We start from the raw sequence: 15888 nt of genomic DNA, 5'->3' as shown, positions 1-15888 counted from the left end.
ACTTCCCTCTCCGTGCGCGGGCGGCCGGCTTCCCCCGGCTGTCCGCGCATCGGTCGCACGGGAGCGCCGACGGTGGCTCGCACGGTCGCCGCCGGCACGGAACGTCCGCGTCCCCTGACGGAGCCGTGCCGGCTCGTGGGCGCTCGCTGGAGGTCGTTCCCGGGCAAAATGGAGGCCGCCGACCGTCCGGTCGGCGGCCTCCTCCCGCGAGCGGGTCAGTTCGGCAGCAGCGCCATTCCGTCGGCCTTGCCGATGATCGCGCACAGTGCGCGCAGGGCCCGGCCGAACTGCTCGATCGCCTCGTCGGAGATCGCCAGCGAGGGCTCCACCCGCAGGGTGTGGGCCGCGCTGGCGGTGGGGAAGACCCGGATGGACTGCTCGCGCAACAGGTACCCGGCCACCAGGTAGCCGATCAGGCCCGCGCGGGCGTTGTCCCGCAGCACCTCCGAGGTCGACCCGGTCAGGTCGTGGAACTCGATGCCCAGCATCAGACCCCTGCCCCGAACCGCCGCGACCACATCGGGGAACTCCGCGGCCACGGCGTCCAGCTCGCGACGCAACCGCCCGCCACGCTCGACGGCCAGCCGGTAAGCCGCGCCGTCGTCCGCCTCCAGCATCTCCACGACCTTGATGCCGATGTGGCAGGACAACGCGTCCTTCGCGAACGTCGAGCTGTGCACCAGCTCGAAGTCGCTGCGGTAGCGGCTCTGCCGAACCAGCAGCGCCGCCGTCTTGGCGATGCCGCCGCCGAGGCCCTTGGCCAGCACGAAGTAGTCGCCGAGCAAGCCGATGCCGGAGGCGGAGAAGAACCGCCCGGTGCGCCCCATGCCGCTCTGCACCTCGTCCACGACCACGGGGAAGCCCGCGGAGTCGGCGGCGGCGCGGATCTCCGCCGCCAACTCCGGCGACAGCACGTGGATGCCGCCCTCGCCCTGCACCGGCTCGACGAAGAACGCGCCGATCGCCGGGAAGTCGCGTTCGGCCAGTGTCACCTGCCCGTCGACCACGACCGGCGCCAGCAGTGCCACGCGCTCCTCGGCCAGCACCGAAGCGAGCGCGCCCGGCTGGTCGACCGGGACGAACCGGGCCTGTGCCGCAAGCGCGCGGAACGGCGCCCGGTAGCCCGCGTTGTGGGTCAGCTGCACGCTGCCGGCCAGCTTGCCGTGGAAGGAGCCCTCCAGCGTCAGGAAGACCGGTCCGCGACCGAGGACCTCGGCGTTGTGGCGGGCGATCTCGGACACGACGGCGTCGAAGTCCACGCCGTCGGTCACACCGAGTCGGGCGCGCGCCTCGGCGGACACGGTCGCCGTGCCGTCCGCGACCGCGGCTCGGGCGGCTGCGATGTCGGCCTCCACGGCCGCGTGCAACTCGCCGACGCGGATCACCCGGTCCAGTTCGGCGTGCTTCATCGCCGTCTCGATGCCCTCGGCGCCGCTGTTGGCGAACACCGCCGAGTACGGTTCGTCGATGCCGAACTCGCGGTGCAGCACCCGGTTCAGCGCGGCGGCCAGCTCGTTGGCGTACGGGTGGTAGGAGAACTGCGCGTGCAGCGGCACCCGCTTCGCCAGCAGGTCGCGCGCGAGCGCGACCAGGTCGGGGTGGTTGTGGCCGAAGATCAAGGTGCCGTAACCACCGACCAGGTCCAGCACGGCGGTTTCAGTGCCGTCGCGGTCGCGGTAGTAGAGGGTGTCACCCTCACCGCGCACGTACTCGACGTCGAGGCCGAGGCCGGCGAGCAGCCCTCGCATGTGGGCCTCGGCGAGTTCGGGTTCCATCGTGGGAGCAGCCATGTGCCCTCCTCCGTCATGCTCGGGTCATCGCCGTCCGGGGCGAGCGGGAGGACGATTACCCGCCGATGACCGCGCTGCGTGTGGTCGTCCTGTCGGCACGCTCGGCGCTGTCGCCGATGGCCCGTGGAGGCGTGCGGGCGGGACGGGTCCACGCCCGCCGCCGCATCCCGCGCGTGTCCCTCAGGCTTCGCCGAACGGGTTGTCCACGACGTACCGCCAGCGCCCGTCCTCGCCCACGCGCAGCACGTCGAGCCCGATACCGGTGTGGTGCTCGGCCTCGAACCCCTGGCCCGCCGGGATGTTCAGCTCCCAGTCGACCACCAACAGCGCGGTGTCCTCGGTCACGAACGACTCGCGCAGCTCGGCCTTCATCACCGGCTTGCGGGCCAAGTACGCGCGGATGCCCTCCTCGTGCTCCTCGCCGCTGACCGGCTTGCCCGGCTCCCACACCGAGACCGCGTCCTCGGTGTAGAGCCTCAGCACGGCTTCGACGTCGCCCGAGTTCATCGCGCGCACGTATGTCGCGGTCATTTCCCGGGGGTCCGCCACGGGTTCGATCCTGTCCACGGTGCTCGTCATCTGCCGATTCACCCTCTCGTCGGTGCGCTGTTCCGGGACCACGCGTCCCGGTCGAGCCCAACCTAGCCAGGGATTCCCACTGCGAATCCACGCCCGGGTAATCGCCGCGCGGTGCCCCGGTGGGCTGGACGGGGAAGCCCGTTTTGAACACGGATTCGCCGGAACCCGGTCCAGGACCGGTAATCGGAGGGTCATCGTGCTTCCGGCACTGCCCAGGACCTGCACTCCGAACCCGAGTCATCGTAGGTTCACGGACCGGTCACGGCGGTTGACGTGTGCCGTGCGCACGGCCGTTGCCGGGCGATGAGTGCGCATTGGGTCGTCTTACCGGCTTCGTGGTTATGGTCGATTTCGGAAGATCGCAGGAGCGAATCCGTTGGCATTCGCCAACCTTCGATATTTCGCGAGAAGGGGTGGCCGAGCGCGATGACGACACAGCACGACGGGGTGGCGGACGATGTGATCGCCGTTGTCGGATTGTCCTGCCGACTCCCGTCGGCGGCGGACCCGTCGGCGTTCTGGCGGTTGCTGAGCAGCGGCGCGAGCGCCATCGGCGACGCGCCGGAGGGGCGGTGGGACGACCGCCGCGGGGACGGTGGCGGCGACCTGCGCCGCGGTGGCTTCCTGCCCGCGCCGGACGCGTTCGACGCCGAGTTCTTCGGCATCTCGCCCCGCGAGGCGGCGGCCATGGACCCCCGGCAGCGGCTGGTCCTGGAGTTGGCCTGGGAGGCGTTGGAGGACGCGGGCATCCGTCCTGAGGGCTTGCGCGGCAGCCGCACCTCGGTGTTCGTCGGCACGCTGCGCGACGACTACGCCGGGCTGCTCGGGGACCAGTCGATCACCCAGCACACCATGACCGGTGTCAACAGGGGCGTCATCGCCAACCGCGTGTCGTACTTCCTCGGGCTGCGCGGTCCGAGCCTCACCGTGGACTCGGCCCAGTCGTCGTCGCTCGTCGCCGTGCACCTGGCGGTGCGCAGCATCCTGTCCGGCGAGTCCGACGCGGCGCTCGTCGCCGGCGTCCACCTCAACCTGTCCACCGAGGGCGCCATCGCCACCGAGCGATTCGGTGGGCTGTCCCCGGACGGCACCTCGTACGCCTTCGACGCGCGTGCCAACGGATTCGTGCGTGGGGAGGGCGGCGGTGTCGTCGTGCTGAAGCCGCTGGCCAGGGCACTGGCTGACGGCGACCGCGTGCACGGTGTCATCCTCGGCAGCGCGGTGAACAACGACGGCGCGACGCCCGGCCTCACCGTGCCCGACCGCAGCGCCCAGGAACAGGTCCTGCTCGATGCCCGGCGGCAGGCCGGGGTGACCGCGGACGACGTGCAGTACGTCGAGGCTCACGGCACCGGTACCCCCGTCGGCGACCCGATCGAGGCCGCCGCCCTCGGTGCGGCGCTCGGCGTGCACCGCACCACCCCGCTGCGCGTCGGCTCGGCCAAGACCAACGTGGGCCACCTGGAGGGCGCAGCCGGCATCGTCGGGCTGCTCAAGGTGCTGCTCGCGCTGCGGCACCGACAGCTGCCGCCGAGCCTCAACTTCGAGCACCCGAACCCCGACATCGACTTCGCCGCTCTCAACCTGGCCGTGCAGCGGGAGCTGACGCCGTGGCCGAACCCGGAGCGCACCCTCGTCGCGGGCGTCAGCTCAATCGGTGTGGGCGGCACCAACGCGCACGTCGTGGTCGCCGAGGCGCCGATCCCGGCGGAGCGGCCCACCGACAAGGGAGGCCACCCGGCGCTGGCCTGGGTGGTGTCGGCCCGGACGCCGGAGGCGCTGCGCGGCCAGGCCGAACGGCTACGCGGCACCGCAGCGAACCTGGACGCCGCCGACGTCGCGCACTCCCTGGTCGCCACCCGCACCGCGTTCGACCACCGCGCCGTCGTGGTCGGCGAGGACCGCGACGCGCTCCTGGAGGGCCTGGACCGGATCGCGGCCGGCCTGCCGTCCGCGGACGTGGTCGCCGGTGACGCGCAGGACGGCCCACTCGCCGTGGTGTTCACCGGTCAGGGCGCGCAGCGCGTCGGCATGGGCTTGGAACTGCGTGCCGGGTTCCCGGTGTTCGCCGCCGCCTTCGACGAGGTCTGCTCCCACGTCGACCCGCTGCTGGGTCGCTCCCTGCGCGAGGTGGTCGAGTCCGGTGAGGGCCTGGACCGCACCGGGTACTCGCAGCCCGCCCTGTTCGCCGTGGAGGTCGCGCTCTACCGCCTGGTCGAGTCGTGGGGCGTGCGGCCGGACGTGGTCGCCGGCCACTCGGTCGGCGAGGTCGCCGCCGCCCACGTCGCCGGGGTGCTGTCGCTGCCGGACGCGGCGAAGCTCATCGTCAGCCGCAGCAGCCTGATGGAGGCGCTGCCGCCGGGTGGCGCGATGATCGCCCTGGAGGCCGCCGAGGACGAGGTCCTGCCGTTCCTCGTGGAGGGCGTCTCCATCGCGGCCATCAACAGCCCGAACGCGCTCGTGGTGTCCGGCGAGGAAGGTGCCGCGCTCGCCGTCGCCGCCCGGTTCGCGGAGTCGGGGCGCAAGACGAAGCGCCTGAACATGAGCATCGCGGCCCACTCGCCGCTCATGGACCCCGTGCTGGACGAGTTCCACGCCGTCGTGTCCTCGCTGACCTTCCACCGGCCCGTCATCGACGCCGTGTCCACGGTCACCGGCGACCTCGCGCACGAGTGGACCACGCCGGAGTACTGGGTGGCCAACATCCGCCGGGCGGTGCGCTTCCTCGACGCCGCCCGGGCGCTGGAGGCTCGCGGCGTGCGCACCGTGCTCGAACTCGGGCCGGACGGCGTGCTGTCCGGCATGGTCGCCGACTCGGTGCTCGACCCGAGCGCCGTGCGCGCCGTGTCCGCCCTGCGCAAGGGCCGCCCGGAGGCGAAGTCGCTGCTGGCCGCCCTCGCCACCGTGCACGTGCGCGGCGGCGGCGTCGACTGGGTGGCGGCGTTCGCCGGCTCCGGGGGCGAGCGGGTGGACCTGCCGACCTACGCCTTCCAGCGTCAGCGGTACTGGCCGGACACCATCCGCGAGGCGAGCGCGACCTCTCCGCTGTCCACCGGCACGGCGATGCGGCCGGTACCCGCTCCCCGCACCGTCGTCGACCGGGACCTCACCGAGCTGGTGCTCTCGCACACCGCGATCGTCCTCGGGCACGACGACCACCGGATGGTGGACCCGGGTCGCACGTTCGGCGAGCTCGGCTTCGACTCCCTGATGGGTGTCGAACTGCGCGACGCGCTGGCTGCCGCCACCGGTCGGCGACTGCCCGGCGGGCTGCTGTTCGACCACCCGACCCCGGCCGGGCTCATCGCGTTCCTGACCGGCGCCGCGGAGGACGACGAGGCCGTCACCGCCACCGCCGCGGACGAGCCGATCGCCATCGTCGGCGTCGCCTGCCGCTACCCCGGCGGCGTGGCCGGACCCGAGGACCTGTGGCGGCTCGTCGAGTCCGGTGGCGACGCGATCTCCGGGTTCCCTACCGACCGGGCGTGGGACGAGGACCTGTTCGACGCCGACGCGAGCAGCGGCGGCAAGAGCTACGTCCGCCACGGCGGGTTCCTGCACGACGCGGCCTCCTTCGACGCGGGCTTCTTCGGGATCGGTCCCCGGGAGGCGCTGGGCATGGACCCGCAGCAGCGGCTGCTGCTGGAAGCGACCTGGGAAGGGCTGGAGCGCGCGGGCCTGGACCCGACCGCGCTACGGGGTTCCCGCACCGGCGTGTTCGTCGGCGCCACCACCATGGACTACGGCCCGCGGATGCACGAGGCCGCCGAGGGCGTCGACGGCTACCTGCTCACCGGCACCACGCCGAGCGTGATGTCCGGCCGCATCGCGTACCAACTGGGTCTGGTCGGCCCGGCGCTCACCGTGGACACGGCGTGCTCGTCATCGCTGGTCGCGCTGCACCTCGCGGTGCGCTCGCTGCGCTCGGGCGAGTCGACGCTGGCCATCGCCGGCGGCGCGGCGGTGATGTCCAACCCGGGCATGTTCGTCGAGTTCTCCCGCCAGCGCGGCCTGGCCCCCGACGGCCGGTGCAAGTCGTTCGCCGCCGCCGCCGACGGCACCGCCTGGGCGGAGGGCGTCGGCGTGCTGGTCGTGGAGCGGTTGTCCGACGCCCGCCGCAACGGGCACCCGGTGCTGGCCGTCGTCCGCGGCACGGCGGTCAACCAGGACGGCGCCTCCAACGGCCTCACCGCGCCCAACGGCCCGTCGCAGCGCCGCGTCATCCGCCAGGCGCTGGCCGACGCGGGTCTGGGACCGTCCGATGTGGACGCTGTCGAGGCGCACGGAACGGGCACCGCGCTGGGTGATCCGATCGAGGCGCAGGCGTTGTTGGCGGTTTATGGGCAGGAGCGCGCGGTTCCGCTGTTCTTGGGGTCGTTGAAGTCGAACATCGGTCACGCTCAGGCTGCGGCGGGTGTGGGTGGTGTGATCAAGATGGTGGAGGCGATGCGGCACGGTATGCTGCCCCGCACGTTGCACGTGGACGAGCCGACTCCGCACGTGGACTGGTCGTCGGGCTCGGTGGAGTTGCTGACCGAGGCACGGCCCTGGCCGGAGGTCGACCGCCCGCGCCGGGCTGCGGTGTCGTCCTTCGGTATCAGCGGGACGAACGCGCACGTCATCATCGAGCAGCCGCCAGCCGAGGCGGAGCCGATCGACCAGCCGGTGACCGAGCCGGTGCCGTGGGTGGTGTCCGGTCGGGACGGTCAGGCGTTGCGCGCCCAGGCCGAGCGGCTGCGGTCGTTCCTCGCCGACCGCCCGGAGCTGTCACCGCTCGCCGTCGGTCACGCCCTGGCCGCCCGCACCGCGCTACCCGAGCGCGCCGTGGTCCTCGGCCGCGACCTGGACGACTTACTGGCCGGGTTGGACTCGGTGCGCGACGGCGCGGCCGCCCCCGGCGTCGTGACCGGCGTGGCGGGCAGGGGCAAGACCGCGTTCCTGTTCACCGGTCAGGGTGCGCAGCGACACGGCATGGGCCGCGAGCTGTACGCGACCTCGCCCGTGTTCGCCGCCGCCCTGGACGAGGTGCTCGCCGCCTTCGACGGCCACCTCGACCGACCGCTGCGCGAGGTGATCTTCGACGAGGGCGACGAGCTGCACGAGACCCGTTACACGCAGCCCGCGCTGTTCGCCGTCGAGGTGGCGCTGCACCGGCTGGCCGAGTGGCACGGCCTGGTCCCCGACCTGGTGGCGGGCCACTCGATCGGCGAGTTGGCCGCCGCGCACGTGGCGGGGGTGCTGTCCCTGGACGACGCGGCCAAGCTGGTCGCGGCCCGCGGCCGCCTGATGCAGCAGGCACGCGCCGGCGGCGTGATGGTCGCGGTCGAGGCGACCGCGGACGAGGTCGCGGAATCACTGGCGGGGCACGAGGACCGGGCGGCCGTCGCCGCGGTCAACGGCCCGTCGGCGGTGGTGCTGGCCGGTGACGCCGAGGTGGTCGAGGCGATCGCCGCGACCTGGCGGGGCCGCGGCAGGCGCACCCGCGCGCTGCGCGTCAGCCACGCGTTCCACTCGCCGCACATGGACGAGGTGCTGGAGGAGTTCCGCGCCGTCGCCGAGACCGTGACGTACCGCGAGCCGGTCGTACCGATCGTCTCCACGCTCACCGGCGACCTCGCCGACGTGCGCTCGGCCGACTACTGGGTCCGGCACGTCCGCGGCACGGTGCGCTTCCTGGACGCCGTCCGGTTCCTGGAGGCCGACGGCGTGCGGGTGCTCGTCGAGATCGGGCCCGACCCGGTGCTCACCGCGATGGCGCGGGAGTCCGTGACCGGTGAGGTGGAGGCCGTGCCGCTGATGCGGTCGGGCCGGTCCGAGACCGAGACGTTCCGCACCGGCCTGGCGACCGCGTTCGCCCACGGCGCGCCGGCCGACCTGAAGACGTTCTTCGGCCCGCAGCGGCACGTGGACCTGCCGACCTACGCGTTCCAGCGCAGCCGCTACTGGCTCGCCGCCACCCCGCGTCGTGACGACTCCGGCCACCCGCTGCTGACCACGTCGGTGGGCCTCGCCGACCGCGACGAGGTCGTCTTCACCGGCCGCTTCGCCGCCCGCGACCACCCCTGGCTGGCCGACCACCGGATCGGCGGCTCGGTGCTGTTGCCGGGCACCGCGTTCCTGGAGTTGGCGCTGGCCGCGGCCGAGCGGGTCGGCGCGGATCAGGTCGAGGAACTGGTCCTGGAGGCGCCGTTGGTGCTCGACGGGCCGGTGACCGTCCAGGTGGCGCTGGGCGAACCCACCGCCGAGGGGCGGCCGTTCACCGTGCACTCGCGCGCCGACGACGCCCCCGACTGGACGCGGCACGCGTCCGGTTACCTCGCCTCGGGCGCGGTGGCGGGGGAGGACCTGGTCGACTGGCCGTCCGCCGGCGCGGAGGCGCAGCCGCTGGAGGACGTCTACGACCGGCTCGCCGAACTCGGGTACGAGTACGGCCCGGCGTTCCAGGGCCTGACCGCGTGGTGGCGCGACGGCGAAGACCTGCTGGCCGAGGTGCGGCTGCCCACCGAGACCGCCGGGTTCGGCCTCCACCCGGCGCTGCTGGACGCCGTGCTGCACCCGCTGGTGCTGGCCGCGGCGGACGGCAGCCCGGCCGGCGAGATCCGGCTGCCCTACTCGTGGGGCCGGGTCGCGCTGCACTCCCGCGGGGTGACCGCCCTGCGGGCCCGGCTGTCCTGGACCGGCGCGGACACCGCCACCATCACCCTCGCCGACGCCGACGGCGCGGCCGTCGCCACGATCGGCGCGGTGGCGCTGCGCCCGGTGGCCCGGGACAAGGTCGGCCCTGGCCACCCGGTGTACGCGCTGAACTGGCCGCGCGTCGAGCGGCCGGCGCCGGGGGACGTGGACGACGTCGACGTGGTGCTCATGCCCGCGGGCGGCTCGGACGCCGCGGCGGCGCACGACGCCACCCACCGCGTCGCCGCCGCCGTGCGCGAGTGGCTGGCCCGGGAGGACGCCCGGGATCGCCTGGTGATCGTCACGCGCGGCGCGGTCGCGGTGCGGCCCGACGAGGGTGTCGCCGACCTGGCGAACGCCCCGGTGTGGGGCTTCGGCCGCGTCGTGCAGGCGGAGCACCCGGGCCGGGTCGTGCTGCTGGACCTCCCCGTCGACGAGGACCCCGATCGCTGGCTGCCGCTGGTGGCGGGATCTGACGAGCCGCAGCTGGCCGTGCGCGACGGTGAACTGCACGCCCCGCGCCTGACCCGTGCGCTGACCACCGTCGCCCCCGCCCTCGACCCGGAGGGCACGGTCCTGATCACCGGCGGCACCGGTGGCCTCGGCGCCCTCTTCGCCCGCCACCTCGTCACCGCGTACGGCGCCCGCCGCCTCGTGCTCACCAGCCGGCGCGGTCCCGCCACCCCCGGTGTCGCCGACCTCGTCGCCGACCTGGTCGCGCTCGGCGCGAGCGTGGAAGTGGTGGCGGCCGACGCGGCGAACCGGGCGGTGCTCGCCGAACTGCTCGCCGGCATCCCCGACGCCCACCCGCTCATCGCCGTGGTGCACACGGCGGGCGTGCTGGCCGACGGCACCGTGGAGCAGCTCACGGCCGAACGGATCGACCGGGTCCTGACGCCGAAGGTCGACGCGGCCCTGCTGCTGCACGAGCTGACCCAGGACCGGCCGCTCGCCGCGTTCGTGCTGTTCTCGTCCATCTCCGGCGTCGTCGGCATGGCGGGCCAGGCCAACTACGCCGCGGCCAACTCCTACCTCGACGCCCTCGCCGCTCACCGCCGCTCCCAGGGCTTGGCCGCCACCTCGCTCGCCTGGGGCCTGTGGGACGGCACGGTCGGCATGGGCGGCACGCTCACCGAGTCCGACGTGGCCCGGTGGACGCGGCTGGGCGTCGTGCCGCTCACCCCGGAGCAGGGCACCGCCATGTTCGACGCCGCGCTCGCCGGCGACGAAGCGTTGCTGGTGCCCGCCCGGCTGGACCTGGCGGCGCTGCGGGACGACCCGCCCGCCGTCGCGCGCTCCCTCGTGACGGCACGCCCGAAGAAGGCCGCCAAAGCGGAGTCGAACTGGGCGCGACGGATCGCGGCGCTGCCCGAGGCCGAGCGGACCGACGCGGTGCTGAACCTGGTCCGCTCGCTCAGCGCCGCCGCCGTGGGCCACGCCGACGCGGCCGCCATCGACCCCGCCAAGGCGTTCCGCGAACAGGGTTTCGACTCGCTGGCCGGCGTCGAGCTGCGCAACAAGCTCATCGCCGCGACCGGCGTGCGGCTCTCCGCCACCGCGGTGTTCGACCACCCGTCGCCCACCGCGCTCGCCGCGCACGTCCACCAGCAGGTGGCCGGCGCGCGTGAGAAGCCCGTGCCGAGCACCACGAAGGTCGACGCCGACGAGCCCATCGCCATCGTGGGCATGGCCTGCCGCTACCCCGGCGGCGTGCGATCGCCGCAGGACCTGTGGCGGCTGGTGGCCGACGGCGTGGACGGCATCACCGGGTTCCCGACGAACCGCGGCTGGGACCTCGACGCCCTCTACGACCCGGACCCGGACCACACCGGCACCTCGTACACCCGGCACGGCGGCTTCCTGCACGACGCCGACGTGTTCGACGCCGGGTTCTTCGGGATGTCGCCGCGCGAGGCCACGGCCACGGACCCGCAGCAGCGACTGCTGCTGGAGACCGCCTGGGAGACCTTCGAGTCCGCCGCCATCCCCCCGGAGACCCTGCGCGGTTCCCGCACCGGCGTGTTCGCGGGCGTGATGTACGACGACTACGCCTCGCGGCTGGCCACCGTGCCGGCCGAGTTCGAGGGCTTCCTGTTGGCGGGCAACCTCTCCAGCGTCGTCTCCGGCAGGTTGTCCTACGCCTACGGCCTGGAAGGGCCCTCGGTGACCGTGGACACCGCGTGCTCCTCGTCGCTGGTGGCGATGCACCTGGCCGCCAAGGCGCTGCGCGACGGCGAGGCGGACCTGGCCCTGGCGGGCGGCGTGACCGTGATGGCCGGACCCAACACCTTCGTCGAGTTCTCGCGGCAGCGTGGTTTGTCCGTTGACGGTCGGTGTCGGTCGTTTGCCGCGGGTGCGGAGGGTACGGGTTGGTCCGAGGGTGTTGGTTTGTTGTTGTTGGAGCGGTTGTCGGATGCGCGGCGTCATGGGCATCGTGTGTTGGCGGTGGTGCGTGGTAGTGCTGTGAATCAGGATGGTGCGTCGAATGGTTTGACCGCCCCGAATGGTCCGTCGCAGGAGCGGGTTATCCGTCAGGCGTTGGCCACGGCGGGTCTCCGTCCGTCCGATGTGGATGCTGTGGAGGCGCATGGGACGGGTACGCGTCTGGGTGATCCGATCGAGGCGCAGGCGTTGTTGGCCGCTTATGGGCAGGAGCGCCGGGTTCCGCTGTATCTGGGGTCGTTGAAGTCCAACATCGGTCATGCCCAGGCTGCGGCGGGTGTCGGCGGTGTGATCAAGATGGTCGAGGCGATGCGGCACGGTGTGCTGCCCCGCAGCCTGTACTCCGATGACCCCACGCCGCACGTGGACTGGTCGTCGGGCTCGGTCGAGCTGCTGACCGAGGCGCGGGAGTGGCCGGAAACCGGTCGCCCGCGCCGGGCGGGGGTGTCCTCGTTCGGTATCAGCGGCACCAACGCGCACGTCATCATCGAGCAGCCCCCGACCGAGCCTCTGCCCGACCGGGAGCCGGTCGACGCGCCGGTGGCCTGGGTCCTGTCCGCCAAGGACGATGCGGGTCTGCGGGCGCAGGCCGCGGCGCTGCGCGAGCACGCCGCCGCCGACCCCGCCCAGGACCCGGTGGACGTCGGCTTCTCACTGGCCACCGGTCGCGCCGTGCTGGAGCACCGGGCGGCGGTCGTCGGTGACCGGGACGGCCTGCTGCGCGCACTGGACGCGCTCGCCCGCGGCGAGGCGTCCCCGGCGGTGCTGCGCGCCGAGGGGCCGCGACCGGGCAAGGTCGCGTTCCTGTTCACCGGCCAGGGCAGCCAGCGGCTCGGCATGGGCCGCGAGCTGTACGCGACCGAGCCGGTGTTCGCCGCCGAGTTGGACGCCGTGTGCCGGCACCTGGACCCGGTCCTGGACCGGCCGCTCAAGCACGTGCTGTTCGCGCCCGCGGAATCGGCGGACTCGGCGCTGCTGGACCAGACCTCGTTCACCCAGGCCGCGCTGTTCGCCGTCGAGGTGGCCCTCTACCGGCTGGTCGAGTCCTACGGCCTGCGGCCGGACTACCTCCTCGGCCACTCCATCGGCGAGGTGATCGCCGCCCACCTGGCCGGGGTGCTCGACCTCGCGGACGCCGCGAAGCTCGTCGCCGCCCGAGGCCGCCTCATGCAGGCTGCCCGCGACGGCGGCGCGATGGTGGCCATCCAGGCCGGTGAGGAGGAAGTGCTCGCCTCGCTGGCAGGACGCGGGGACACCGTGGTCGTCGCGGGCGTCAACGGTCCGACGGCCACGGTGGTCTCCGGCGACGAGCAGGCCGTGGAAGAGGTCGCGGAGGTCTGGCGGAACGCGGGCCGCAAGGTCAAGCGCCTGCCGGTCAGCCACGCGTTCCACTCGCCGCACATGGACGGCGTGCTCGACGAGTTCCGCGCCGCCATCGCCGAGCTGACCTTCCACGAGCCGCGCGTCCCGGTCATGTCCAACGTGACCGGCACGCTCGCCACCACCGGTCAGCTCACCTCGCCCGACTACTGGGCCGAGCACGTGCGCTCGGCGGTGCGGTTCTCCGACGGCGTGCGGTTCCTAGAGTCCGCTGGCGTCACCGACTACCTGGAGGTCGGGCCGGACGGCGTGCTGTCGGCGCTGGCCCGCGACTCCGTCACGGGACCGGTGGGCGCCGTGGCACCGGTGCTGCGCTCGGGCCGCCCGGAGGGCGTCACCGCGCTGACCGCGATCACCGCGCTGCACGTGCGAGGTCACGCCGCCGATGCGGCGCGGCTGTTCCGAGGCGGTCGACGCGTCGACCTGCCCACCTACCCGTTCCGGGGTGAGCGCTACTGGCTCGACGCCCCGGTCGGCGCGGGCGATGCCGTCGGCCTCGGCGTGACCGGCGCGGAACACCCCCTGCTGGGCGCGGTGGTCGGCCTCGCGGGCCGCGACGAGGTCGTGTTCACCGCACGGCTGTCCCGCCACAGCCACCCGTGGCTGGTCGACCACGCCGTGCGCGGCTCCGTCCTGGTGCCGGGCACCGCGTTCGTGGAGATGCTGGTCCGCGCGGGCGAGCAGACCGGGTGCGACGAGGTCGAGGAGCTGACCGTGGCCGCGCCGCTGCTGCTGCCCGAGCGCGGCGGCGTGCAGGTGCAGCTGGCGGTCGGCGCGCCCGACGCGGCCGGTCGCCGCGAGGCGCAGATCCACTCCCGGGTGGACGAGGACGAGCCGTGGACCGCGCACGTGACCGCGGTGCTCGCCCCGGCCACCACCCCGGTGACCGAGGGGCTGGCGCAGTGGCCGCCGGCGGCCGGTGAGGTGGACCTCGACGGCGTCTACGACCGGCTCCGCGAGCACGGCTACGACTACGGTCCCGCCTTCCGCAACCTGCGCCGGGTGTGGCGGGGCGAGGGCGAGCTGTTCGCCGAGGTCGAGCTGGAGCGGGAGCGGCGCGGTGACGCGTTCAGCCTGCACCCGGCCCTGTTGGACGCCGCGCTGCACGCTCTGCTGCCGGGTGTCGCGACCGGTGCCGGCCCCACGTGGCTGCCGTTCGCCTGGAGCGGCGTGCGGGTGGCCGCCGCGGGCGCGGTGGCCCTGCGGGTGCGGCTGTCGATCACCGCGTCGGCCGAGGACTCGCAGACCGTGTCATTGGTGGTGGCGGACGGCTCCGGAGCGCCGGTCGCGACTGCCGACTCGCTGGTGCTGCGCCCGCTGTCGGCTGCCGGGCAGGCCGCCGACGGTCTGTTCGTGCCGCGGTGGGTACCCGCGCCGGACGCGACCGCCGATGCCGCGGTGACCGTCGAGCGGGTGTCGTCCGGCACGCCGGGCGAGGTCGTGCACAGCGTGCTGGCCACCCTTCGGCGGTGGCTGGCGGAGGAGTCCGGGCAGTTGGCGGTGGTGCTGCGGTCGGACGACCCGGCCCACGCCGCGCTGCGCGGCCTGGTGCGGACCGCGCAGACCGAGCACCCCGGCCGGTTCGTGCTCGCCGAGACCGACGACGACCCGCGCTCGACGGCGCGGTTGGACGCGGCGCTGCGCACCGGTGAACCGCAGGTCGCCGTCCGTGCCGGCGAGGTGTTCGTGCCGCGGCTGGTGCGGGCAGCCGGCGAGCAGGGGTCCGCGCCGGACTGGAAGCGCGGGACGGTGCTGATCACCGGCGGCACCGGCGTGCTGGGCGCGGTGCTGGCCCGGCACCTGGTGGTCGAGCACGGCGCCACCGATCTGCTGCTGCTCAGCAGGCGCGGCCCGGCAGCCCCCGGCGCGGCGGAACTGGTGGCCGAGTTGACCTCGCTCGGCGCGGTGGTCGACGTGACGGCCTGCGACGTCACCGACCGCGGTTCGCTGGCGGCGGCCATCGGGGACCGGCGGCTGGGCGCCGTCGTGCACACCGCCGGCCTCACCGACGACGGCGTGCTCACCGCGCTCGACGCCGAGCAGGTCGACCGGGTGCTGCGGCCCAAGGTGGACGCGGCCTGGCACCTGCACGAGTTGACCCGTGAGCAGGACCTGAGCGCGTTCGTCGTGTACTCGTCGGTCGCGGGCCTGCTGGGCACGGCGGGGCAGGCCAACTACGCCGCCGCCAACACCTGGCTCGACGGCCTGGCCGAGCACCGGCGCGCGCTGGGGTTGCCCGGCACGTCGCTGGCGTGGGGCCTGTGGGCCGAGGCCAGCGAGCTGAGCGGCCACCTGGCCGAGGTGGACCTGCGTCGGCTCGCCCGGTCGGGGCTCAAGCCGCTGGGCAGCGCCGAGGCGATGGCGCTGTTCGACGCCGCACTCGCGCGGCCCGAGCCGGTGTTCGCGGTGACCAAACTGGACACCAAGGCGTTGCGCGCCCTTGGTGACGAGCAGCCCGTGCTGCTGCGGGGCCTCGTGCGGGCACCGGCGCGGCGGGCGGCGGGCGCCACCGCGAACGGTGCCGAACCGGCGCTGCCACAGCGTCTGGCGCACCTGGACCGGAACGAGGGGCAGCGGGTGCTGATCGACCTCGTGCGGTCGAGGGTCGCCGCGGTGCTGGGACACGGAGACTCGGGCGCGGTCCCGGCCGACCGGGCGTTCCAGGAGCTGGGTTTCGACTCGTTGACCGCGGTCGAGCTGCGCAACCAGCTCAACGCCGTCACGGGCCTGCGGCTGCCGACCACGCTGGTGTTCGACCACCCGTCGCCCGCCGCGCTGGCCGCCCACCTGCACGACCAGCTCGCCGCCGACGACGAGCCGGACGTGCTGGCCGACCTGGACCGGTTGCGGAGCGCGATGCGCTCGGCCGCCGCCGACGCCGAGCACTCGGGCGCGATCGCCGACCGGCTGCGCGAGCTGCTCGACCTCGTGGCGGGCGACCCCCGCGACGAGGAGCGGGACGACCTGGAACTGGCCAGCGACGAGGACCTCTTCGCGCTGGTCGACGACTTCGACTAGGCGA

Annotated in this window: 3 protein-coding genes; 1 reads left to right on the top strand and 2 read right to left on the bottom strand. The window is 73.9% G+C overall.

The annotated features are described in order from the left end of the window. Window positions 1-215 precede the first annotated feature (215 nt). Both ACRAKH_RS19170 and ACRAKH_RS19165 read right to left on the bottom strand, forming a co-directional pair. Window positions 216-1790: an aspartate aminotransferase family protein gene (locus tag ACRAKH_RS19170; RefSeq protein ID WP_380719719.1), complete on the bottom strand. Its 1575-nt coding sequence runs from the start codon at window positions 1788-1790 to the stop codon at window positions 216-218. A gap of 180 nt (window positions 1791-1970) precedes the next feature. Continuing rightward, window positions 1971-2321: a YybH family protein gene (locus ACRAKH_RS19165; protein WP_380719717.1), complete on the bottom strand. Its 351-nt coding sequence runs from the start codon at window positions 2319-2321 to the stop codon at window positions 1971-1973. A gap of 474 nt (window positions 2322-2795) precedes the next feature. Here ACRAKH_RS19165 and ACRAKH_RS19160 point away from each other — a divergent pair, with 474 nt between their 5' ends. Beyond that, a complete protein-coding gene (locus tag ACRAKH_RS19160) occupies window positions 2796-15884 on the top strand; it encodes an SDR family NAD(P)-dependent oxidoreductase (RefSeq protein WP_380719715.1) in 13089 nt (4362 codons plus the stop codon). Window positions 15885-15888: the final 4 nt, after the last annotated feature.

The organism is Saccharothrix hoggarensis (assembly GCF_052936025.1).
Note: the sequence above shows the minus strand (reverse complement) of the source record. Positions and strands in the feature narration are given on the sequence as shown.

What these genes read in the sequence shown, in the direction of transcription:
- ACRAKH_RS19170 (WP_380719719.1), bottom strand. Translation starts at nt 1,790, where the DNA reads ATGGCTGCTCCCACGATGGAACCCGAACTCGCCGAGGCCCACATGCGA.
- ACRAKH_RS19165 (WP_380719717.1), bottom strand. Translation starts at nt 2,321, where the DNA reads ATGACCGCGACATACGTGCGCGCGATGAACTCGGGCGACGTCGAAGCC.
- ACRAKH_RS19160 (WP_380719715.1), top strand. Translation starts at nt 2,796, where the DNA reads ATGACGACACAGCACGACGGGGTGGCGGACGATGTGATCGCCGTTGTC.